This window comes from Acidovorax sp. JG5, from assembly GCF_017939685.1.
Lineage (GTDB): Bacteria > Pseudomonadota > Gammaproteobacteria > Burkholderiales > Burkholderiaceae_C > Acidovorax.
The window spans coordinates 111,016-133,239 of the sequence record NZ_JAGKSE010000001.1 but is presented as its reverse complement, the minus strand read 5'-3'; the positions used below and the strand labels follow the sequence as shown (position 1 = coordinate 133,239).

14 protein-coding genes are annotated in these 22,224 nt (G+C 66.1%); 3 read left to right on the top strand and 11 right to left on the bottom strand.

Going from position 1 to position 22,224, the window contains the following annotated elements:
- Positions 1–48: 48 nt before the first annotated feature.
- The gene (locus J8G26_RS00590) at positions 49–1,614 is read right to left on the bottom strand and encodes a Fic family protein (RefSeq protein WP_210567548.1); all 1,566 of its coding nucleotides are present in this window, start codon (positions 1,612–1,614) and stop codon (positions 49–51) included.
- Positions 1,615–1,795: 181 nt separating this feature from the next.
- Between J8G26_RS00590 and tcuA the strand changes: the two genes are divergently transcribed.
- The 3 genes from tcuA to J8G26_RS00575 all read left to right on the top strand — a co-directional run bounded on the left by tcuA (position 1,796) and on the right by J8G26_RS00575 (position 5,487).
- Positions 1,796–3,256 carry an FAD-dependent tricarballylate dehydrogenase TcuA gene (tcuA, locus tag J8G26_RS00585; RefSeq protein ID WP_210567547.1) on the top strand — a complete coding sequence of 487 codons (1,461 nt, stop codon included), beginning with the start codon at positions 1,796–1,798 and terminating at the stop codon, positions 3,254–3,256.
- Complete coding sequence (gene tcuB, locus J8G26_RS00580; RefSeq protein ID WP_210567546.1) at positions 3,243–4,424, top strand: tricarballylate utilization 4Fe-4S protein TcuB; 1,182 nt, start codon at positions 3,243–3,245, stop codon at positions 4,422–4,424. Before tcuA ends, tcuB begins: the two co-directional genes overlap by 14 nt.
- A gap of 85 nt (positions 4,425–4,509) precedes the next feature.
- Positions 4,510–5,487, top strand: coding sequence for a tripartite tricarboxylate transporter substrate binding protein (locus tag J8G26_RS00575; protein WP_210567545.1), 978 nt, complete (start codon positions 4,510–4,512; stop codon positions 5,485–5,487).
- 57 nt (positions 5,488–5,544) lie between these two features.
- On the opposite strand, the gene J8G26_RS00570 is transcribed toward J8G26_RS00575, so the two are convergent.
- The 10 genes from J8G26_RS00570 to J8G26_RS00525 all read right to left on the bottom strand — a co-directional run bounded on the left by J8G26_RS00570 (position 5,545) and on the right by J8G26_RS00525 (position 22,192).
- Complete coding sequence (locus J8G26_RS00570) at positions 5,545–6,036, bottom strand: NUDIX hydrolase (RefSeq protein ID WP_210567544.1); 492 nt, start codon at positions 6,034–6,036, stop codon at positions 5,545–5,547.
- Positions 6,037–6,101: 65 nt separating this feature from the next.
- Positions 6,102–6,806, bottom strand: a complete 705-nt coding sequence (locus J8G26_RS00565; RefSeq protein WP_210567543.1) for a riboflavin synthase subunit alpha — start codon at positions 6,804–6,806, stop codon at positions 6,102–6,104.
- An 82-nt stretch (positions 6,807–6,888) separates the two neighbouring features.
- On the bottom strand, positions 6,889–7,446 hold the full coding sequence (locus J8G26_RS00560) for a GNAT family N-acetyltransferase (RefSeq protein ID WP_210567542.1): 558 nt from the start codon (positions 7,444–7,446) through the stop codon (positions 6,889–6,891).
- Between the two features lie 294 nt (positions 7,447–7,740).
- The gene (locus J8G26_RS00555; RefSeq protein ID WP_246881193.1) at positions 7,741–9,402 is read right to left on the bottom strand and encodes an FAD-dependent oxidoreductase; all 1,662 of its coding nucleotides are present in this window, start codon (positions 9,400–9,402) and stop codon (positions 7,741–7,743) included.
- Positions 9,403–9,525: 123 nt separating this feature from the next.
- Positions 9,526–10,515 carry a two-component system response regulator gene (locus tag J8G26_RS00550; RefSeq protein WP_087748492.1) on the bottom strand — a complete coding sequence of 330 codons (990 nt, stop codon included), beginning with the start codon at positions 10,513–10,515 and terminating at the stop codon, positions 9,526–9,528.
- Positions 10,515–14,273 (bottom strand): PAS domain S-box protein, encoded by a 3,759-nt coding sequence (locus J8G26_RS00545; RefSeq protein WP_210567540.1) that lies wholly within the window; start codon positions 14,271–14,273, stop codon positions 10,515–10,517. The genes J8G26_RS00550 and J8G26_RS00545 overlap by 1 nt, the downstream gene beginning before the upstream one ends.
- 76 nt (positions 14,274–14,349) lie before the next feature.
- Complete coding sequence (locus tag J8G26_RS00540) at positions 14,350–15,897, bottom strand: polyamine aminopropyltransferase (protein WP_210567539.1); 1,548 nt, start codon at positions 15,895–15,897, stop codon at positions 14,350–14,352.
- A complete protein-coding gene (locus J8G26_RS00535) occupies positions 15,894–18,611 on the bottom strand; it encodes a DEAD/DEAH box helicase family protein (protein WP_210567538.1) in 2,718 nt (905 codons plus the stop codon). The genes J8G26_RS00540 and J8G26_RS00535 overlap by 4 nt, the downstream gene beginning before the upstream one ends.
- 86 nt (positions 18,612–18,697) lie before the next feature.
- Positions 18,698–20,452, bottom strand: coding sequence for an RNA-binding domain-containing protein (locus tag J8G26_RS00530; RefSeq protein WP_087747991.1), 1,755 nt, complete (start codon positions 20,450–20,452; stop codon positions 18,698–18,700).
- 3 nt (positions 20,453–20,455) lie between these two features.
- Positions 20,456–22,192, bottom strand: coding sequence for a site-specific DNA-methyltransferase (locus J8G26_RS00525; RefSeq protein WP_210567537.1), 1,737 nt, complete (start codon positions 22,190–22,192; stop codon positions 20,456–20,458).
- Positions 22,193–22,224 lie beyond the last annotated feature (32 nt).

Genomic DNA, 22,224 nt, shown 5'->3' with positions numbered 1-22,224 from the left:
GTTCGAGCAGCAAGCCGATTGCAAATGCGGATGACTGAAGTGCCAACTTCAGTCATCGGCTTGGCCTGGCTGCGTCTTCAACCAGTGTTGACCGAAGTCGGTCAGTCGGTAGCGTTGCTTGCTGCTGCGCGGTTTGTCGGGCAATGTCATGACGATGGCACCTGCCGCCAATGCGGGTTTGAGGTAGGCCGTGCGGAAGTGCTCTGCGCTTTTGAGGCCCAGCGTGGATTGGATCAGATGGCGGGGCATCTCGCCCGCCATCGCGCGCAGCAGGCGCTCAACCTCCCCTGTGACTTCCCCTGTGACTTCCCCTGTGACTTCCCCTGTGACTTGCTCGGTGGCCATGGTTGCGCCCACGGCGTGCGGATGGCAGGGCAAGCGAATCACGAACGACAGCCGATCCTCGTCGGTTTCAAACAGCGGTGCGGGCGAGCCATTGGCAGCCATCACTTTGAGGATTTTGGGAATGCCGGTCGAACGGCCTTCGGTCAGATCAAGCTCTTTCAGGAACTCGCCAATGCGCCGGTTGCGGTAGCGGCGGCTGACCGCCCGGCCCGCCTGCAAGTCCTCCAGCCGGATCGACCGATCGGGGCCGGGGAAGCTCAGGATGACCAGTTCTTCGTGGCTGATGCGTACCTCGATGGGCTCGCGTTCTTCGTAAGACCGGTGATAGACCGCATTGACCAAGGCTTCCTCGATGGCGGCATAGGGGAAGTTCCACACCCGAGTGGCTTCAGCGCGGTCTGGGTGCTTGATGACGGTTTCGCGCAGGTAATTGCGCTGGATGTAGTGCAAGGCCTCGCGTGTCATCCGCGCCAGCGGCCCCTTGAAGATTTTTTCCTCGAAGCGATCTCCGCCCGCGCCTTCGGGGAACCAGACCACATCGATCTGCACACCGGGAAAGAACCGCTCCGGCGCCTCGTTGAAAAACAGCAGACCCACGTTCTTGGGCCACGGCGACTCGGTGGGGCCGCCCGCCACATTCATCTGCCGCGCCAAGGCCTCGACCGACAATCCGGGCGCATCTGCCGCCAGCGCGCTGCCCACTTCCCGCAAGAAAGCCTGCATCAGCGGTTTGGATAAATCATCCATCTGTGCCGACGGGTGGTAGCGATCATCAAACGGCACCTTGGCGGCCAGGCTCAATAACTCCTGCTCGGTTTCGCCCTTGGCCTCGACCGTGCTGCTGTAGCGCCGGATGTAGTAGCGCCAGGTTTTCTTGTTGGCAGTGACGGCTTCCGGCGCTTTGTAGGGCCGGTTCTGTCCACCCGGAGCCCACAGCACTATCAGATTGCGCCCATCCACTTTCTCCAGGCTCAATACCGGGAAATACGGCGGTTGAATCAACTGACAAGCAGCCAGCAACTCCTGCTGAATCTTGTCGAGCTGGTTGTCGGCCAGCCCCACGGGCGGAAACACCGGCTCACCGCTGGCATCGCAATCCTGCCCGATCACTACATAACCGCCGCCGAGATTTTCAAAATCGTTGGCAAAGGCGCACAGGGTACGGAGGATTGCATCCGGATTCCATCCGGCCTTGTATTCGATGCGTTCGCCCTCGACCGTGCGCTGGCGCAGCAGGTCGGTGAGGTTGATGGGAAGTTTGGTGCTCATACCTTTATGGGTGCTGAGGATGCCACGGCTTGCTGACGCCGACCCAACGCAAGGGCGGTTTTTGCCGAATGTCTTTCACCCATCACGATCCGTGATGGGGTCATGCCGCGCGGCCCCTGCGCAAGCGGCGGTGTTCTTTCTACATTCCCCTACCCCCATGAATGATGAAAAGAACTTGCCCATGAGCCCCGACGTCCTGGTGATCGGCGGCGGCAACGCTGCCCTGTGCGCCGCGCTGATGGCCCGCGAGGCCGGTGCCAGCGTGCTGCTGCTTGAATCGGCCCCGCGCGAGTGGCGCGGCGGCAACTCGGGCCACACGCGCAATCTGCGCTGCATGCACGATGCGCCGCAGGATGTGCTGGTCGATGCCTACCCCGAAGAAGAGTATTGGCAAGACCTGCTCAAGGTGACGGGCGGCCTGACCAACGAACACCTGGCGCGCCTGGTGATTCGTGAATCGAGCACTTGCCGCGACTGGATGCGCCGCCACGGCGTGCACTTTCAGCCGCCGCTGTCGGGCGCGCTGCATGTGGCGCGCACCAATGCCTTCTTCATGGGTGGCGGCAAGGCGCTGGTGAATGCGTATTTCCGCAGCGCTGAAAAACTCGGCGTGCAGATCCGCTACGAAGCGCCTGTGGACCGCATCGAGATCGACAACGGCCGCTTCATTGCTGCCTATGTGAAGGGCCAGCGCATCACCGCCAAGGCCTGTGTGCTGGCCGCCGGTGGTTTTGAATCCAACCGCGAATGGCTGCGCGAAGCCTGGGGCCAGAACGAGCGCGGCGAATGGCCGGCCGACAACTTTTTGATCCGTGGCACGGCCTACAACAAGGGCGTGTTGCTGCGCCATCTGCTCGAAGACCATGGCGCCGACCGCATTGGCGACCCGACGCAGGCGCACATGGTGGCCATCGACGCGCGCGCGCCGCTCTACGACGGCGGCATCTGCACGCGCATCGACTGCGTGTCGCTGGGTGTGGTGGTCAACCGTGAGGCCGAGCGCTTTTACGACGAGGGCGAGGATTTCTGGCCCAAGCGCTACGCCATCTGGGGCCGCCTGGTGGCGCAGCAGCCGGGGCAGATTGGTTACTCGATCATCGACAGCAAGGCCATTGGCCGCTTCATGCCGCCGGTGTTTCCGGGCGTCAAGGCCGACAGCCTGCCCGAGCTGGCGCACAAGTTGGGCCTGCCGGTGGACACCTTCATGCGCACCCTCAACGCCTACAACGCCGCCTGCCGCGTGGGCAGCTTCGACCACACCGCCCTGGACGACTGCCGCACCGAAGGCGTCACGCCCGCCAAGACGCACTGGGCGCGGCCCATCGACCAGGCGCCGTTCTATGGCTACGCGCTCAAGCCTGGCGTCACCTTCACGTATCTCGGCCTGCACACCGACGACACGGCCGCCGTGCGCTTCAACAACCAGCCCAGCGACAACCTGTTCGTGGCGGGCGAAATGATGGCCGGCAACGTGCTGGGCAAGGGCTACACCGCCGGGGTGGGCATGAGCATTGGCACGGCGTTTGGCCGCATTGCCGGTACGCAGGCGGCGCAAGCAGCTTTACAGTCAAACAAGCCTCCAGCGCGCATCCAGCAAGCGCAAGCAGCTACAAAAACAGGAGTACATGATGCAAACGCTTGAAGCCCTGACGCGCGACGCCAGGGCGCTGGCCAACGGCGAGATCGTGCTGTCCGCCCCCGAGACCGAAGTGGCGCGCCAGATGCAGATCTGCAACGCCTGCCGCTACTGCGAGGGCTTTTGCGCCGTGTTCCCGGCCATGACGCGCCGGCTCGAATTCGGCAAGGCTGACATCCACTTTCTGGCCAACCTGTGCCACAACTGCGGCGCCTGCCTGCACGCCTGCCAATACGCGCCGCCGCACGAGTTTGCGGTGAACGTGCCGCAGGCCATGGCCCAGGTGCGCGGGCAAACCTATGCCGACTACGCCTGGCCGCCCGCGCTGGGCCAGCTCTACCAGCGCCAGGGGCTCACGCTGTCGCTGGCGCTGGCCGCAGGGCTGGCGCTGTTCCTGGTGCTGGCCGTTGCGCTTGGCGGCGCAGGCGTGGGCGCCCTGTGGAGCACGCCGGTGGGCGGCTTCTACGGCATCTTCCCGCACAACCTGCTGGTGGGCCTGTTTGCGCCGGTGTTCCTGTTTGCCACGCTGGCGCTAGCGCTGGGCGTGCGCCGCTTCTGGCGCGACGTGACGCCCGCCACCAGCGGCGCGCCGCTGTCCACACCCGCCGCCGCCGAGGCCACCGACGCCGTGCTGCGCCTCAAATACCTGGACGGCGGCCACGGCGAGGGTTGCCACAACGAGGACGACGCCTACACGCTGTCGCGCCGGCGCTTTCACCACCTCACGTTCTACGGCTTCATGCTGTGCTTTGCCGCCACCAGCGTGGCCACGGTGTACCACTATGCCTTCGGCTGGGCAGCCCCCTACGACCTGCCCAGCCTGCCCAAATTGCTGGGCGCGGTGGGCGGCGTGAGCCTGGCGCTGGGCACGGCCGGCCTGTGGCGGCTGAACCTGCGCCGCCACCCGCAGCACGGCGATGCCGCGCAAAAACCCATGGACCGGGGCTTCATCGCCCTGCTGTTCCTCACCGCCACCAGCGGCCTGGCGCTGTGGCTGGGCCGTGGCACACCCGCCCTGCCGCTGCTGCTGTGCCTGCACCTGGGTGCGGTGATGGCGCTGTTTGCCACGCTGCCTTATGGCAAGTTTGCCCACGGCATCTTCCGCACCGCAGCGCTGTTGCGCCACGCGGTGGAAAAGCGCCAGCCCAACCCGATCGGGCTGGGTAGTGACTGAAATTCATCAAAAACAATAGCTCCCAGCGCCCGATTGGTCTGGGCTACAGCCACATTTCATTAGAAACAACACCAGGAGACCCACCATGAAAAAACGCACCCTGATCCAGGCCGCCGCCGCGGCCATTGCCTTTGTGGCCTTCTGCAACCCTGCGCTGGCGCAGGACTTTCCGCCCAAGAAGCCTGTCACGCTGGTGGTGGGCTTTGCGGCGGGCGGCGCTGCCGATGCCGCTGCGCGCCTGATCGCCAAGAAACTGGGCGAGAACATTGGCCAGACCGTGGTGGTGGACAACAAGGGCGGTGCGGGCGGCAACATTGCCCACCAGTTCGTCGCCAACGCCGCACCCGACGGCTCGGTGCTGCTGTTCGGCTCGGTCGGCCCGCTGACCATCGCCCCGCACCTGATGAAGCTCAGCTACGACCCGTTCAAGGACCTGGGGCCCATCTCGGGCGGTGTGAACTTTCCGAACGTGCTGGTGGTGCACAAGGGTACGGGCGTGAAGACGCTGGCCGAATTCATCCAGTTGTCCAAAAAGAAACCCGGCAGCGTGGACTTTGCCTCTACCGGCGCGGGCTCGGCATCGCACCTGGCGGGCGAACTGTTCAACCAGCGCGCCGGCATCGACATGGTGCATGTGCCCTACAAGGGCGGCGCGCCGGCGCTGCAGGACCTGCTGGGCGAACGCATCGCTTCCTACTTTGCCGCACCGCCCACGGCCATGCCGCATGTGGAGTCGGGCAAGCTGATTCCGCTGGCCACCACGGGCCTGACGCGCCCGGCCTACCTGCCCAACATCCCCACGGTGGCCGAGTCGGGCTTTCCGGGCTTCGAGGCGTTGAACTGGTATGCCTTTGTGGCACCCGGCAAAACACCTGTGCCGATGCTGGACCGCTGGAACAAGGAAATCGTGAAGGTGCTGAACGATACCGACGTGAAGGAAGCCTTGCTCAAGCACGGCCTCACGCCCCAGCCCACCACGCGCGCCGCCTTCGCGGCCTTCATGAAGAAGGAATCGACCCAGTGGGCCGCCATCATCAAGGAGCGCAAGCTGACGGCGGACTGATTTCGGCACTGCAACCCGACGAGGCCCAGGCGGCCTCGCCCAAACCATGCGGCCCCGTCAGAGGGCCGCTGCGTTTTGCAGCACGCTCGCGTCGGTATGGATTAGCGCCAGCGGCGCGCGCTGCCCGGCCAGATAGTCCTGGATGCACTGCAGCACCAGCGGGCTGCGGTGGCGGGCGGCGCTGGAACGCAACTCGTCCAGCGTCATCCACACGGTGCGCACGATGCCTTCATCGAGCGCACGCCATTCGTGGTGCGTGCCTACGGTGCCGGCAAAGGCAAAGCGCAGGTAGGTGATGTCGTCGCCGGTGCGCGTGCGCGTGAAGCGGTTGAGGTACACGCCCACCAGGGCCGCGGGCGTGAAGTCGTGTGCCGTTTCCTCCAGCACCTCGCGCACGCAGGCCTCGATGGGTGACTCGCCCGGGTCCAGGTGACCGGCCGGGTTGTTGAGCCTCAAGCCATCGGCCGTGTCTTCTTCCACCAGCAAAAAACGGCCATCACGCTCAATGATGGCGGCCACGGTGACATTGGGTTTCCAGCGGTTTGGCATGGCGCGCATTATGACCACGGGTCGTGACAGGCGCCTGATGACGCCTTATGGCGCCACTCAGCCTCTCAGTGCGGAACCACGGGCGCCTGGACAAAGTCGTCGAGCGACAGGCCCTTTTCCTGGAGCAGCGCCTCCAGCACGGGTTGCAGGCGGCCCAGGCTCTCGTGCACGGCCTCGCGCACGGTGTCCACCACCACCTGGGTGCTGCGCTCGATCTCGATGTTGAGCGCATCGCCCACCTGCTTGCCCTCGAACACCGTGGCGCGGCGGGTTTCGGGAATCAGCCATACCTCGAACCAGCCCTCGGCGCGGTTCACTTCCGACACCGTGAGGCTGGCGCCATGGATGGCGATGTAGCCCTTGGCAAACACATATTTGCGAAAGTCGGACGGCACGGCCACGCGCCACACCAGGTTGTTGTCGAATTCGCGGCGCTCGATCAGCGTGCCGGTGAAATCCACGTGGCCCGACAGCGGGTGGCCACCGATCTCTGCGCCATCTTTGGCAGCGCGCTCCACGTTCACGCGGTCACCCTGCTGGTAGCTGCCCAGCGTGGTGATGTTCAGGCTTTGCAGCATCACGTCAAAGTTGGCCTGCGTGGGCGAGAGAATTTCCGTGACCGTGAGGCACACGCCGTCGGTGGACACGCTGGCGCCCAGGCCCAAGTCGTGGCAGAAGCCCTCGGGGAAGTCAAGCGTGAAGGTGCGCAGGCCTGCGCGGTCGTGGATGGCGGCGATGCCTGCCGTGGCTTGGACGATGCCTGTGAACATGGTGGCGCGGCTTTTGGTGTGCGTTGGAATGGGGACCGGGAATTTTGCCACCCGGCCTGGCCTGCGCGGTGCGCCGCTCTTTTTATCGCATCGGAGGCAAACTGGTGGCCGCCGCCATGGCGCGCGCCATGTACACCGCGCCCGCGCCATAGCTGGCCAGGCGCTCGCGCTGCGCTGCATCGTCCAACGGCCTGGGGGCATAGCCATGCTGCTCCCAATAGGTTTGCGAGCCCTGCACCGACACCAGCGCCGTGTGCCGCAGCCCCTGCGCTGCCGCGTGGTCCCACAGCGACTGCAGCAGTGCCTGGGCCATGCCCTGTCCGGTGCAGGCGGGCAGCACCGCCATGTCATGCAGATACAGCGTGTCGGCCTGCGCCGTCGGCTCGAAATCACCGTGCAAAGGCGTGACCTTGCCCAGCACGGAGCGGTAGGCCGCCAGATAGGCGCAGACTTGTCCATCGCGCTCCAGCACCAGCGAGCAGTTGGCCGGGCTGGCCAGGCGGCGCGCAAACACCTCGGCACTCTCGACAAAGCCCGGGCCATAGCAGGCCCGCTGCACGGCAAGAAGGTCCGCGAGGTCGCGGTGCGCCAGGGCACGCAGGCGCACTGGCGACGGACGGGAAACGGGAGGGAAGGTCACGGTGGCGGCAGGCAAAAAGCAAGCACCGGATTGTCAGGCAAGGGGTGTCAGCCCCTCATTGGCTTGTGCTGCGCGCTTGGCGCGAGGAAGGTCAGGCGACCTGCGCGGCGGCGGGCAGGCCCCAGGCGCTGGCGGTCACGGTCAGCACGGCGGCAATGGTGGCATTCAGGGGCGGGAGCGAGAGGATCGGCATGGCAAACAGCATTCGGAAAACAAAACAATGCCGCAAAGGTAACCACCGGCCGTGACGCCCTGATGACTGACATGCACCACTGCCGAAGTGGACCCGCACCGCTACCGCGCCACCGCCAGCCCCGCGCCATGCCCGCGCGTGAAGGCTTCTTCAAACACCGAATAGCCCGACCAGTCGCTGTGCGCAAACGCCAGGCGCGCGGTGGTGGGGGTGGGCAGCCACGCGGCGCGCTCACCGTTTGATAGCTGCTTGCGCTTGTTGGGTAAGGGCTGAAGGCCAATTTGGCTTAAAAAACCCAGCACGCCTGGCGTGGGGATGGACATGGCGTGGCCATAGCGGGTGATGTCCACGCGCGTGGCGCGGCGCGGCAGGTCGGGGTGGGGCACGCTCAAGGCGGCCAGCGTGGCTTGGGCCCAGTGCGTCCAGGGCTGGGTGGCCAGTTGCGCGCGGGCTTGCGGCACATCGCCCAGGGCCTGGTAATAGCTGAGCACGGTAGGGCCGGCCAGCACGGCGCGCGGGTCCAGGCGCTGGTGGCCGGCATCGACATAGCCCAGGCCGCCCGGGTTGGCATCGCCGTACAGCACGTTGTCCCACGCGGGCGCGGCGCCGGGGCGGTCGGTCAGCGGTGCGTCGATGTGGATGTTGGCCACCAGCCAGGGCGCCCACGACAGGCGCTGCGCGGCCTGGCGCAAAAAGGCGGGCGGGCTCTGCACCACGCGCGCTGCCATGAACACCGGCAGCGCCACGATGCAGCGCTGCGCCTGCCAGCGCTCCACGCTGTCGGTGGCGTGGTTGAAAGCGTCCACCTGCACGCCACGGGGTCCCTCGGTGATGCGCAGCACGCTGCAGGCCGTGCGCAACTGGCCGCCGTCGTGCAGCGGCGCGGCCAGGCGCTGGGTGAGCCAGCCGTTGCCCTCGGGCCAGGTCAATACGCCCTCGCGGTCTTCGGCGGCCGCGTCGCCCGGCGCATGAAAGCCGTGGCGGCTGGCGAAATAGTGGATGCCGGCCCAGGCCGACACGCGCGCCGTGCCCGCGCCATAGTCGTCGCGGCAGCAGTAGTCCAGGTACCAGCGCAGGCGCGGGTCATCCAGCCCCTCCTGGTCCAGCCATGCAGCAAAAGTTATAGCATCCAGCGCTTGATGGGTGGGCGCCAGCGGCCGTTTTGCATCCAAAGACTTGAGCATGGGCATGGCGAAGCGCGCGGCCTTGCCCAGCGCCTGCACCCGTTCGGCAAAGCGCCGGTATTGCGCCAGCGTGGCCTCTCCCACGCCCTGCACGCCCTGCACGGGCAGCAGGCCCTCTTGCCACGCGCCCTCGAAAAACAGGCGCTCCTGCGGGCTGTGGACTAGGTAGCGCTCGTCGTATTGCCAGCGCCCGGCCACGCGCTCGCGCAGGCCCAGTTCTTCCAGCAGGTCCTGCACCTCGCGCGCGTCGTCGCCGGGCACGGGCAGGTAGTGCGCGCCCAGCGGGCAGGCGATGCCGTTGACCTGGCCGCCGCGGCTGTTGCCGCCTGGCGCGTCTTCCAGCTCGAGCAGGGCGAAGTCATCCACCCCCGCCAGCCGCAGCGAGCGCGCCGCCGCCAGCCCGGCCACGCCGCCGCCCGCAATCACCACCTGCGCTCGGCGCACCACGGCGGGCGCGGGCAGGGTGCCGGTGGCCAGCAGGTCGCGCAGCGCATGGCCGCGCGCCATGTCGATGCCGGTGAAGCCGCCTTCGAGCGTGCGCGGTGCCCGGTCGCAGCCGGCCAGCGCCCCGCCCAGCATGGCGCCGCTGGCTTGCAGCCAATGCCGCCGCGAGAGGGGCGGGCCGAACGGAGTGGGCGGAGAAGTCACGGGCATGGGCCCTACTCTAAGCCACCAGCGACACCCCAGGGGCGCCTGGTTCGGTCAGTCAGGCCAGCGGTTCTTGATGTCCAGCAAGGTGGGGAGCTGCGCGATGAAGGCATCGACCATCGCCGGGTCGAAATGCAGCCCTGCCTGCGCGCGCAGGTGCGCCACCGTGTCTTCAATGGGCCAGGGCTCCTTGTAGGGGCGGCGCGCGGTGAGCGCATCGAACACATCGGCCAAAGCCACAATGCGCGCCTCTGGAGGGATGGCCTCGCCCGCAAGGCCATGGGGGTAACCGGAGCCGTCCCATTTCTCGTGGTGAAACAGGGCCACCGTGCGCGCCAGGCGTAGCACGCCCGAGGGGTGTTCGCCAATGATGTCGGCGCCGATCTCGGGGTGGCGGCGCATCACGTCCCATTCTTCAGCGGTGAGCTTGCCGGGCTTGCGCAGGATGGCATCGGGGATGCCGATCTTGCCCACGTCGTGCATGGGCGCCGCGTTGAGCAGGTCGTCTGCCCAGGCGGCCGAATACCCCAGCGCCAGCGCCAGCACCTGGGCGAAGTGGCTCATGCGGATGACGTGCATGCCGGTCTCGTTGTCCTTGAACTCGGCCGCGCGCCCCAGGCGCTGCACGATCTGCAGGCGGGTTTCGCGCAGTTCGTCCATGCGCACCAGCGACAGGTGGGTGCGCACGCGCGCGCGCACCACGGGCGCGCTGATGGGTTTGGTGATGTAGTCCACCGCGCCTGCGTCAAACCCGCGCGTTTCTTCGGCGGTGTCCGTGAGGGCCGTGACGAAGATCACGGGGATGCCCGCCGTGTCGCGCTCGGCCTTCAGGGCAGCGCACACGGCGTAGCCATCCATGCCCGGCATCATCACGTCCAGCAGGATGAGCTGCGGCTTTTGTTGCTGGGCAATCTGCAGGGCGCGGGCACCATCGGTGGCAAACAATAGGCGGTAGTCGTCTTGCAGCACGTGCCGCAGCACCTGCAGGTTGGTGGGCTCGTCATCGACAAGCAGCAGGCGTGGGCGGGGGTCTTCGGCAGGCATCATGGGGCGGGTATCTTCTCGACGTGCGCGTGCAAGGTGCGCAAGGCGTCCAGCGCATCGTCAAAGTCAAAACGGTCGAGGGCTTCGCGCAATCCATCCAGACAGGTTGCGGGCATGTGCTGCTCCAGCACGGCCAGGGGGCCATCGGGCAATTCTCCCGTGGCCAGAGCCTGCGTCATGGCGTTGAGCGCAGCCAGCACCTCGGACCGCTCTGGCGCGCCCAGGGCATGGGGCACGGCGGGGGTGCCGTGCGGGCTGGCGTCGGGGGCGTCCAGGCTGTCCAGCGCCTGGCGCACCTGGCCCAGCGCCGCGTCCAGCGCGTCAATCAGCGCCGTGCGGGCACTGGCGTGGGCCGGTTGTGCCGCGGCGGCCTCCAGGCGCTCGGCCAGGCGCTGCACGGTGGTCAGCGCCAGGTTGCCCGCAGCGCCGCGCAGCCGGTGCGCGGCGGCCACCAGGGCCTGCACATCGGTGGCCGCCACGTGGGCGCGCAGGGCGTCCAGGGTGGCATCCGACTCTTGCAGGAACCGGGCAATGGCTTCGCGCAGGTAGCGCGCCTGGGTCCACAGCCGCACGCCCCGCTCCCAGTCGATGGCCGGCAACGCCGGGGCACTGCGCCCGTGGGGCGTGTCGGCCGCCAGGGGCGCCGAGCCGGTGATGGGCGGTGCGTCGTCCACCAACCCGTGCAGGCCGATGACGCGTGCGATTTCTCCCATCAGGCGCAGCGGCTCGATGGGCTTGCTGGCAAAGCCGTCCATGCCGGCCGCCCGCGCGTTGCGGCGGTCTTGCTCCAGCACGCTGGCCGACAGGGCCACGATGGCGGTGGGCTTGCGGCGCTGCGTCTGCTCGAAGGTGCGCATGTGGCGCGTGGCCTCCAGGCCGTCCATGTCTGGCATCTGCAGGTCCATCAGAACCACGTCGAAGCGCTCATTTTCAAAGGCCTGCAGGGCATCGGCTCCGCTGTGGGCCTGCACCACTTTGTGGCCACCGCGCTGCAGGGTGATGTCCAGCAGTTCCAGGTTGGCGGGCACGTCGTCTACCGCCAGCACGCGCAGCGGGGGCAGCGCCAGGCGGGGTTTGGTGCGCACGGCGGCCGTGTGGGGGTCCCCGTCGTGTTCGGAGGCCACCTGCAGCGGCAGCCGCACGCTGAACGTGCTGCCCTGCCCTATCTGGCTGGCCACGGCGATGTGGCCACCCATGAGTTCGGTGAGCTGGCGCGCGATGGTAGTGCCCAGCCCCGTGCCACCGTAGCGGCGCGTGGTGGACGCATCGGCCTGCGAGAACGGGTCGAAGATGCGCTTGAGACCTGCCTCGTCGATGCCGATGCCGGTGTCGACCACCTCGAACAGCAGGTGGCCATCGCTGCCCGAGACCCGCAGCGTGACGCTGCCTTCGTGGGTGAACTTGATCGCGTTGCCAAGGAGGTTGAGCAGAATCTGCTGGATGCGAAAGGCATCGCCCTGCCAGAACTCCGCCACGGAGGGCGGGTAGTCCAGCCCCAGGGACAGGCCCTTCTTGGCCGCGGTGATGCGCAGCGAGGCCAGGATCTGGTCGCACAGCTCGCGCAGGCTGAAGGCCTCGATCTCCAGCTCCACGGCGCCTTTCTCGAGCTTGGCGGTGTCCAGAATGTCGTTGAGCAGCCGCAGCATGGATCGCGCCGCGTGGTGCACGGTGCCCAGGTGGCGGCGCTGCGTGCTTTCCAGGTGCGAGTCGAGCAGCGCCTCGGTGAAGCCGATGATGGCGTTCATGGGGGTGCGAATCTCGTGGCTCATGTTCGCCAGGAAGGTGCTGCGCGCGGCGGCGGCCTGCTCGGCCCGGTCCTTGGCGGTGCGCAGGGCCTCCTCCATCGCCCGGCGCTGGCTCAGGTCGGTGGCGAACTTGATGATTTTCGATACCTGGCCCTCGGCATCGAAAATGGGGTTGTAGGTGGCCTGGATCCACACCTCGCGCCCGCCCTTGCCAAACCACTGGAACTCGCCCGCTACAAAATCCCCTTGTCCCAGGCGGCGCCAGAAGGCGGCGTAGTCGTCGCTTTGCACCAACGCTGGGTGGCAGAACAGGGCGTGGGGCTGGCCGATCACCTCGTCCATGGTGTAGCCGGTCAGCGCCAGGAAGTTGGGGTTGGCGGCAATGACATGCCCCCGCAGATCAAACTCCACGGCGGCCTGCGAGCGGCCAATGGCCTGCACCGTGCCTTCAAACTCGGCATTGCGCGCCTTGATGTCCGTGACGTCCAGGATGACGCCGTCGATCCAGTGCACGGCACCGTCCGTGTCCGGCACGCCGCGGCCGCTTTCCGACATCCAGCGCGTGTGGCCGTCGCGGGTCTTGATGCGGTATTCCACCTGGTAGGGCCGCGCGGTTTGCAGCGCGTGCTCCACATCCAGCGCGATGTGGGCGGCGTCCTCGGGGTGGGTGATGTCGCCAAAATGGATGCGGCCCTGCAGAAAATCATCGGCTGTCCAGCCGGTGATCTGCACCACCGCATCGCTGATGAACAGCATGGGCCAGCTGCCACCATTGAGGCAGCGGAACGCCACGCCCGGCAGGTTGCTGACCAGAGAGCGCAGCTGCTCTTCGCCCTGACGGCGCTCGCGCTCCAGCGCCTTGCGCTCGGTCAGGTCGGTCAGAAAACCCACGAACAGCGGCTCGCCCGGTTGCTCCACTCGCCCCACAGCCAGCCGGATGGGCACGAGCGAGCCATCCTTGCGCACCGCTTCCACCTCACGCGCCGAGCCGATGATCTTGGTCAGGCCGGTTTCGAGGTGGTTGCGCAGGTAGCCATCGTGCGCATCGCGGTGGGGCGAGGGCATGAGCATGTGGATGTTGCGGTCCATCACCTCGGCGGCTGTCCAGCCCAGCAGCCGTTCGGCCGCGCCGTTGAAAAGCCGCACCGTGCCCTGCGTATCGATGATGATGATGCCGTCCACGGCCGTGTCGACCAGTGCACTGAGGCGCGAGGCATTGGCCCGGGTTTCGCGCAGCAGCTGGCGAAACCGGATGCTCACGTTCGCCCCCGTGATGACCAGGCCCATGACCAGCGCCATCATGGCAATGGCCAGCGCCAGGTACACCGAATGCGAGCCGGTAGCGGCCGGTTCGGCCACTGGCGACACCACGCGCAACGCCGCCATGGCGATGTAGTGCATGCCTGCAATCGCCAGCCCCAGGACCACGCCGCCCAGCGCAGTGGCGGCCCAGCGCGGAATGCGTGCCACGCGGCTGAGCCGCAGGCGCACCCACAGCGCCAGGCAGGCCACCACCACTGCAAACACCAGCGATGCCAGAAAACCCGGCACGTCGTAGCGCATGGCTGAAGCAAACTCGGATGCGGCCATGCCCGTGTAGTGCATCACGCCAATGCCTGCACCCACCAGCGTGCCACTGAAAAGCAATGAGCGGGTACTGACCTGCGCTTGCGCCAGCACTTGGAGCGCCACCCAGGACGCCAGCAAACTGGGAATGACCGAGCCCATGGTGATCCACGGGTTGAAGTTGCCCGACGCACACAGCTCGAAGGCCAGCATGCCGACGAAATGCATGGACCACACCCCACCACCCAGGGCCACCGAGCCCGACAGGATGATCAGGCGGCGGCTGGCGGCGTCTGGCGCACGCTGCGCCAGGCCCGCCAGGTGGAGGGCCATGGTGGACGAGGCAATGGCCAGGGCCACCGATACGGCGACGAGCCAGGGGTCATGGCTCCAAAAAACGTTCAGCACCACCTGATCGGCACTGACAACAAAAAACCGGTCGAGCATCTGGGCAACCTGTAAACAATGGGGGCCATTGTGCCGAAGCGGCGACTGCGCCCATTTCGGCCTGTTTCAGGCCTTGTCAGTGCGTGGTGCGGCCCCACTCGCGCTCGTAGGTGTGCACCAGCGCCTGGTTCGACAGCCGGTTCACCTCGGCGGGCACCCGCGCCATGTCGAGCGGAAAATCGAACAGTGGCGGCAGCGTGTCCGCGCTCAGAAACTGCAGCCCCGCAGGCAGCGCCTCGGGCAGGCGCCAGGGGCGGCGGCTGGCGATGATGAAGCCCCACTCGCCAAAGCTGGGCACATGGGCGTGGTAAGGCGCCGTGCGCAGGCCCGTCGATTCGATGGTCTGCACCACGGTCCAGAAGCTGTGCCGCGCCACCAGGGGCGAGGTGGTCTGCACCACGGCGTAGCCGCTGGCGGCCAGGCGCTGCTCCAGCAGGGCATAAAAGCTGTGGGTGTAGAGCTTGCCGATGGCAAAGTTGGTGGGGTCGGGGAAATCGACCACGATCACGTCAAAAAGGTCTGATCCATCTTGCAGCCACTGAAAGGCATCGGTGTTGACGACATGCACCTTGGGGCTTTGCAGCGCCCCGCCGTTCAGGCGCATGAGCGTCGGGTTCTCGCTGAACAGCCGCGTCATGGCCGGGTCCAGCTCGACCAGCGTGACCGATTCGACCGAGGGGTATTTGAGGATCTCGCGCACCGCCATGCCGTCGCCGCCGCCCAGCACCGCCACCTTCTTGGGCGCGCCGTGCGCCGCCATGGCCGGGTGCACCAGCGCCTCGTGGTAGCGGTATTCGTCGCGCTCAGAAAACTGCAGGTTGCCATTCAAAAACAGCCGGTGCCCCTGCTTGCCGTGGGTGACCACGATGCGCTGGTAGGGCGAGGCGGCGGTAAAGACGATGCGGTCCTGGTAGAACTTGTCCTCGGCAAAGCTGGTGATCTGCTCGGCGCCCACCAGCGCCGCCAGCAGCAGGCCCAGCACCATCACGCAGGCCGCCACATGCGCGCGCAGGCGACGCAGCTCCCAACGAAACAGCCACACCGCCCACAGCGCCACCAGCGCGTTCATCAGGCCAAACAGCAGGCCCGTGCGAATGAGGCCCAGCTGCGGCACCAGCAGCAGCGGAAACGCCAGCGACACCGCCAGCGCGCCCAGGTAATCAAAAGTGAGCACTTGCGAGACCAGGTCTTTCAGCGCCACGTTGCGCTTCAAGATGCGCATGACCAGCGGAATCTCCAGCCCCACCAGCGTGCCCACCACCAGCACCATGCCGTACAGCAAAAACCGGAAGGCGCCCGGCGCGTAGGCATTTGCTATAAAAAGCGTAGCTGGAAGCGCCCCGCCGATCAGCGCCACCAGCAATTCGATGCGCAAAAAATGCGCGGGCAACTGGCGCTCGAAATAGCGCGACAGCCACGAGCCCACGCCCATGGCAAACAGATAAGTGCCGATGATGGTGGAAAACTGCAGCACCGAGTCGCCCAGCAAATACGACGCCAGCGCGCCCGCCGCCAGCTCATAGAGCAGGCCACAGGCCGCCACCACGAACACGCTGGCGAGCAGGGCGATGTCAATGGGGCGGGCGCCGCCGGGTGGCGCCCCAGGTGCGGTGGCAGGTGTCATGCCAGCACCGTATCGAGTTGCTGCGCCAGGCTCTTGCCGTCTTGCTGCTTGGTCAGCCACCCAAACACGGCTTTGCCCGCGCTGGCCTGTGCCCACAGCGCACCGACCTGGCTCTTTTCCGTTTCATACGGGTCGCTCAGCAAATGCGCCCCCTTGTATTCGAGCAAGGCCACACGGCCATCGACCAGCTCGGCCACAAAGTCGGCAAAAAACCGGCCGCGCGACGTGGGCAGGGCAAAGCCGCAGGGCGCGGTATCGAGGTTGCGCACCCATTGCCGGACTTTTGGGTGGCGGTCAATCAACTGCGCGCACAAAAACTCTTCGCCGCCGTCCTTCAGATCGGCCAGCACGGCAAAGTAATGCCGCGTGAACTGGTAGCGCCCGCTGTAGCGCGATGCCTTCGGCGCCGGGTAGCGGCCTGGCTCAAACACATGGGGCCGGGCCCAATCGCTCTCGACCAGCCAGGCGCCCGCCTGGCCGTGCTGCAGCACCAGCTGGCGAAACTGCCGCGTGGCCGCCTGGTCGCGCAGCTCGCCCACATGCATCGCGATGCACCGGGCCAGCTGAAACCGCGCCTGCGCCAGCACCACCAGCGGCAGGCCGCAGGCATGCAGCTGGTGGTTCACCACCGCCGCCAAAAAAGCACGGCGCTGCGACTGGGTGATGCCCGCCAGCGGTGCATGCAGCGCCTTGTGCAGCGACTGGTCCAGCCAGCGCACCAGCGTTTCGGCGGTGATGCTGCTGGCGCCGTAGTCCATGGCCATTTGCTGCACATCGGTGGGGCGCAGCGTCACGCGTGCGTCCTGCACATCGATCTCGATCACGTCAGGCTCTTGCGCCACATGAAAGCCGGGCAGCTGCACCGCCTGGGGGCTGAGCAGGTCGAGCTCCACCGTGCCCAGCACCGCGCCATGCTCCAGCGGCCACAGCGGCGCCTGTGCGTCGGTGCGGTAGGCCAGCGTGGGCACGGGCGCAAAGCGCACGCCGCGCGATGCGGGTGCCACGCTGGCCGCCACCAGCGCGTTGTGCTGGGCCACCTGCTCGCGCAGCTGTTCTTGCTTTTTGGCCCCGCGCACTTGGGCCAGCATCAGCGCCTCGGTGCTGGCCTCGATGTGGCCCGCCACCACCACCTGCGCGGTGCCGGCAATGGTCTGCGCCTGCACACCGGGCACCGCCAGCAGCTCGGGTGTGGCCGTAATTGCTTCAAAATTGGTAGCTATCAGCGCTTGCGGGGCGGGCGCTAAGGGCTGATTTGACTCAAACGCCTCACCGAACAGCGGATACGCCGATGGCGGCGCCAGCATCGAGGCCACATCCAGCGCCTCGAACCCCATGTGCTGAATCAGCCGGTCGGCCAGCGCATGCGCGGCTGCCGAGAACTCCGCCGCGCACACATGGGCATAGGCGCGGTTGAGCGCCTCGCGCCCGCGCCGGCGGGCCTGCGGCATGCGCAGCACGCGGCCCAGCAACTGCTCCACCGCCGTGGCGCTGGTCAGCTTTTGCAGGCTGCACAGCACATAGGCAAACGGGCAGTCCCAGCCCTCGCGCAGCGCCTGCACCGTAATCACATAGCGCACCGGGCAATGGCGCGCCGCCAGGTCGATGTCGTCCAGCCCGCGCGTGGTGCCTGTGGCCACCACGATCTGGTTGTCTGGCAGGTTGAGCTCGTCCACCAGATAGCGGCGCAGGGCCTCGGGTGGCATCTCGTCGCCCAGGTTTTGTGCCTGAAACAGCACGATGGGGCGCACATAGCCGTGGCCCTCGGCTTCGTCCTTGAGCGCCTCGGCCTCCAGCTTGCGTTGCGTTTGCACCGCGCCAAATACGGCGGCGGGCCAGCCCTCGGGGTGCTCGGCCAGCACGATGGGCAGCTTGATCATGTCCTCGGCCGCCAGCTCTTGCGCACTGACGTGGTAGAGCACATTGGTCTTGTGCGCAATCGGCGTGGCCGTCAGCTCCAGGATGAACGCGGGGTTCAGGCGCTGCAGCGCGGTGAAGCTCTTGTCCGTCTTGGTGTTGTGCGCCTCGTCCACTATGACCAGGGGGCGGTGCAGCGCCAGCCAGTTGGCCAGGCTCCAGCGTGGCTGGCCCACAAAGCCCGCCAGCACGCCCGTGGCATCCTGCGCGGCGTCTTGCGCCGTCACCACGGCGTCGGGCAGGTCGTGCAGGCAGGCCAGATCGCCATCGTGCGCGCCCTTGAAGTGCGGCTCAAAGCTCTCAGCAAAGCTGTACACATTGCGCTGGCCCGCGTCCTCGATGCGAAAACTCTGGATGGTCGCCACCACCACCACGGCATGGCGCCCCCAGTCGGGCGGGGCGATCTGCGCCACATCGTCGAGCGTGCACACCTGCAGGCCCTCGCCATAGGCATCGGTCAGGGCGGCGCGGTAGGCATGGCCGGGCGTCTGCAAGGCCTTGAGCGTTTGCTGGCGGATGGCATCGCTGGGCACCAGCCACACGGCCACGGGCGCATCGCTGCCTTGCCACTCACGCGCCAGCAGGGGCACCGCATGCGCAGCCAGCACCGTTTTGCCGCCCCCCGTGGGAATGCGCAGGCACACGCAAGGCACCTGCGCGCCAAAGGCGTGAAGGTTGTAGGGGCGGCCCGCCAGTTCGCCAAAGGCCAGCGCCGGGCCCTTGATGCGCGATGCGCGGGCAAAAGCGCCCAGGGCGTCGAGGGCGGTTTGCTGGTAGGACTTGAGGGTGAGGGAGGTCATGAATTGGGAAGTGATTGGGGAAGTTTGGAGCAAAAAAGCAGCCTTCCCAAATGCAACTTATTGATTTAAAAGAGATTTTTAAAATTTCATTGGGAAGAATCCACCTTTGATTGGGTGGTGTTTGGTGGTGTCTGGTGGTTGTTTGGTGATCCGCCATCCGGCGTCAGCGCCCACCGGGCCGCCTTGGTTTTTCCGCCAATGTTCTGAATTCGCCCTTCCTTGGTCATCTCCTTGAGGAGGGTTCGGACGTATTCCTTGCGCTGGGCCAGGTCAGGTATCCACAGTTGCAGCTTGGGCAGCAGCAGTTCATCCACCTTGGCGCGTGGCTGCGGCCCCAGCGCCAGCAGCCTGCACAAGGCCGTTTTGTAATCATCGGCATCAGGGCGACGCCGATTCAGGTACGCCACCTCCTGCCCGGTTGCCACTGCCAACTGGGCCGAGATATGCAAATTGGGGCTACGGCCCTCGATCAAGCCGGCCCGGCGCAGTTCAGTCACTTGCGCCGTATCCAGCCTGCGCTTTTTTTGCACCCGGTCGAGCCACAAGACATGCTCAATGGGCAAGTCCGTGCGCTCCATCAGCCAGTGGCTGTAGTTTTCGTCAATCTCTTGTCCGTACACATTGAAGACCGTGCGCAGGGGGGACGATCCTTCATAGTCCGGCAGCGGCAGAAAGCGCCGCCGCTGCGCCAGCACCATGTCGTGAATGCCGAAGCCCACTTTGTCGATCATGCCCACCTCGGCCATGGCCTTGGCCAGGCGCTCATTGCGATAACGGGCGGGGGTGCGCATGCCGCTGGCGTAGTCGTCGGGCTGGCCGTCGAAAAAGCCGCCCAGGTTGATCATGCGCACCAGCCCGGTGGACTCCTCCACCACCACGCGCCCGCCCTGCGCGTAGTCCTGGTGCGCCAGGCAGTTGTGCAGCCCTTCCAGCAGCACCGTGTTCGTGTCGTAGCGCGGCAGGGTCACGGCCAGCAGTTCATTGGCCGGAAACAGTTTGATGTTGGGGTTGCGGATGGACTGCGCCACCTTGGTGGTTGTCAGTAAAAAAGGCGGGTGAAAGTGCTCGGCCACCCGCTCGGCCGCCAGCTTCCAGGTGATTTCCGCCGGGTGGGGCGACAGCAGCGCCGTGGCACTTTCACGGCTACCCAGCAGCAATAGGCAAGCCCGGGTCATGCGGCCATGGATAGTCAGGCCGATCTTGTCCAGCAGCTTCTCTGCGCTCCACTGCGGTATCTGTGCGGCCCAATCCTCGCGCTGGTGCTTTTCAAGGAACTTCTCGCGCGCCTTGGCAATGGCGGCTTCGTCCAGGTCGGCGAGCGTGGCCCCGGCCACCACGACGCCGCTCCAGTCCTCGCCCGCCAGGTGCTCGGTCAGGATGGCGCGGCGCCGGTCCTCGCGCAGTTCCACCAGGCTGTCGCCATCGCGCTGCCAAGCCTTGTCGTGCGCCAGCACCAGCTCGCGTGGTGCATGGCGCGGCACATGCACCAGCCACACCACGGCACCCGTGTCGCTGGCGCACAGTTCTTCGACGCGAAACCCCATGGATGGCAGCCCCGGCGTTTTGCCCAGCACACGGTGCACCACGTTGTCCACCGTGTAGTCGGCAAAGTCCTGAATACCCGTCAATGCCAGGGTTTTGTCCTGCACGCCAATGACGATGCAGCCGCCCTCCATGTTGGCCAGGGCCGAGACGTAAGACACGAGGTCGTCACCTTTGCGGCCCGAGATGTTGGACTTGAGGCTGTTCCACTCCTTCCACTCATGGCGTTCGTCCTCTTTGGGAAAGCGCACGCGCAGCCAGTCTTGCAGTTCGGATGCGGTCAAGTGGGACGGGGTCATCGGTCACCTCGCCTTCACGTCATACGGAATGTGCTTGAACGTGACCCGCGCCAGCGCCAGGCGCGCCTCGCCCAAGCGGCAGGCCTCGCCATACACCACCAGCGGCGCTTCGGGGTGGGGCGTGCTGGCGTGCAGCACCAGCAGCGCATCGAGCACGGCCGAGGTCAGCACGTTGCCGCTGGCCGGGCGCTTGTCGCCCAGGATGCCGTTGAACAGCAGGTAGTAAGCCGTGCGGCTGCGCAGCACGGGGGCCGGTGCAGGAACGGGTTCGGGCGGGGGCAGCGCGCCGGGCACTTGCAACCCGAGTTCGCCCTGGGCCGGCGGGGTTTGCGGGGCTGGGGGCTGGAGTTCAGGTGAAATGGGCTCTTGGCGACCGTCTGGCAAGCGCTCGTAGCTATCAAAAACAGAGTGTGTGCCCAGGTGCGGCGTGCCGGGCGTGGCGGGCGTGGCGCGCGCGGGGTCAAAGGCGGTGCCGGTTTCCTGCTGCCAGACGAAGGCGGCCAGCGTGGCAAAGCGCACCTCGGGGTGGATGCAGCCATCGGCGTCGAAGATCGGCGCACCCAGCCGCATAAAGCGAAAGCCGCCGCCGCCCTGCCAGTTCACCGCCTGGCTGATGCCGCCCTGCTCGCCGTCAATCACCTTTTGCAGGCGCGGCAGGCAGTGCGTGGCAGCGTGCTCGCCCATCTCGATGCCGATCCAGCGCCGGCCCATCTTGTGCGCCACAGCGGCCGTGGTGCCGGAGCCGAGGAAGCTGTCGAGGACGAGGTCGTTGGGGTGGGTGGCCAATGTCAAAACCCGCTCGATCAAGCGTTCAGGCTTTGGTGTGGCGAATGGCGCCACTGCGTCAAAAGTGAGGATTTCCTTTTTTGCGTCTTGGTTGTTGCCCACTTCGTCGTTTCGCCAAAACGTGGTGGGTACCGTCCCCTGTTGAACCGCATCGGGGAATTTTTTTAGTCGCGGGCGTTCGTTGTTGCCGTTAGCACCCCAATAGAGAAGCCCCTGCTCAAGATTGAACTCCGTTGATGCGCGCTCAAACGCCCACACTCTGGTGGTGGATGGCCAAACATCTTGTCCAGTGAACGGATTTCGGATGGCGTAGTAAAGGTTTGGCCGCTCGTCTTTAGTTTTGGCACATGTGTAGTCTGCTGAGAGCCAAGGGCCACGCGGGTCGTTATCGGGATTTTTGAAATTTTTTGCCTGTTTCTCGCTTCGCGGCAACAAGTTTGGACGCCAGTTGTCAGACCGCTTTGCGTACACCAAGACGTGGTCATGGTTAATGCTGATTTGGTAGGCATCGTTTTGTGGGGAGAACTTTTTTTCCCAAAACACATTCGCCACAAAATTCCGCCGCCCAAATACCTCATCCATCAGCACCTTGAGGTAATGCCCCTCGTTGTCGTCAATGGTGACCCAAATCGAACCATCCTCACTCAGCAGGTCGCGCAGCAACTGCAGGCGCGGCAGCATCATGCTGAGCCACTGGCTGTGTTCCAGGTTGTCGTCGTAGTGCTCAAACGCGCTTTTGGTGTTGTAGGGCGGGTCGATGAAGATGCATTTGACCTGCCCCCGGTAAAACGGCAGCAGGGCCTTGAGCGCTTCGAGGTTGTCGCCCTGGATCAGCAGGTTGTTGTGTGCGCTGGCGGCATCGCCATGGGTGGAGACGTTCTCCAGCAGGCGGTAGGGCACCTGGGCGGCGGTGGTGAAGGCGTGGGCGCGGTTGAGCCAGTCGAGGGTGGGCATGGGGTGGTGGTGTCGGGCCCGGGGGCCGGTGA

Coding starts and splice junctions, on each gene's coding strand:
- J8G26_RS00535 (WP_210567538.1), bottom strand. CDS start 18,611: ATGACCTCCCTCACCCTCAAGTCCTACCAGCAAACCGCCCTCGACGCC.
- J8G26_RS00525 (WP_210567537.1), bottom strand. CDS start 22,192: ATGCCCACCCTCGACTGGCTCAACCGCGCCCACGCCTTCACCACCGCC.
- J8G26_RS00555 (WP_246881193.1), bottom strand. CDS start 9,402: ATGCTGGGCGGGGCGCTGGCCGGCTGCGACCGGGCACCGCGCACGCTC.
- tcuB (WP_210567546.1), top strand. CDS start 3,243: ATGCAAACGCTTGAAGCCCTGACGCGCGACGCCAGGGCGCTGGCCAAC.
- J8G26_RS00575 (WP_210567545.1), top strand. CDS start 4,510: ATGAAAAAACGCACCCTGATCCAGGCCGCCGCCGCGGCCATTGCCTTT.
- J8G26_RS00530 (WP_087747991.1), bottom strand. CDS start 20,452: ATGACCCCGTCCCACTTGACCGCATCCGAACTGCAAGACTGGCTGCGC.
- J8G26_RS00570 (WP_210567544.1), bottom strand. CDS start 6,036: ATGCCAAACCGCTGGAAACCCAATGTCACCGTGGCCGCCATCATTGAG.
- tcuA (WP_210567547.1), top strand. CDS start 1,796: ATGAGCCCCGACGTCCTGGTGATCGGCGGCGGCAACGCTGCCCTGTGC.
- J8G26_RS00565 (WP_210567543.1), bottom strand. CDS start 6,806: ATGTTCACAGGCATCGTCCAAGCCACGGCAGGCATCGCCGCCATCCAC.
- J8G26_RS00550 (WP_087748492.1), bottom strand. CDS start 10,515: ATGCCTGCCGAAGACCCCCGCCCACGCCTGCTGCTTGTCGATGACGAG.
- J8G26_RS00540 (WP_210567539.1), bottom strand. CDS start 15,897: ATGACACCTGCCACCGCACCTGGGGCGCCACCCGGCGGCGCCCGCCCC.
- J8G26_RS00590 (WP_210567548.1), bottom strand. CDS start 1,614: ATGAGCACCAAACTTCCCATCAACCTCACCGACCTGCTGCGCCAGCGC.
- J8G26_RS00545 (WP_210567540.1), bottom strand. CDS start 14,273: ATGCTCGACCGGTTTTTTGTTGTCAGTGCCGATCAGGTGGTGCTGAAC.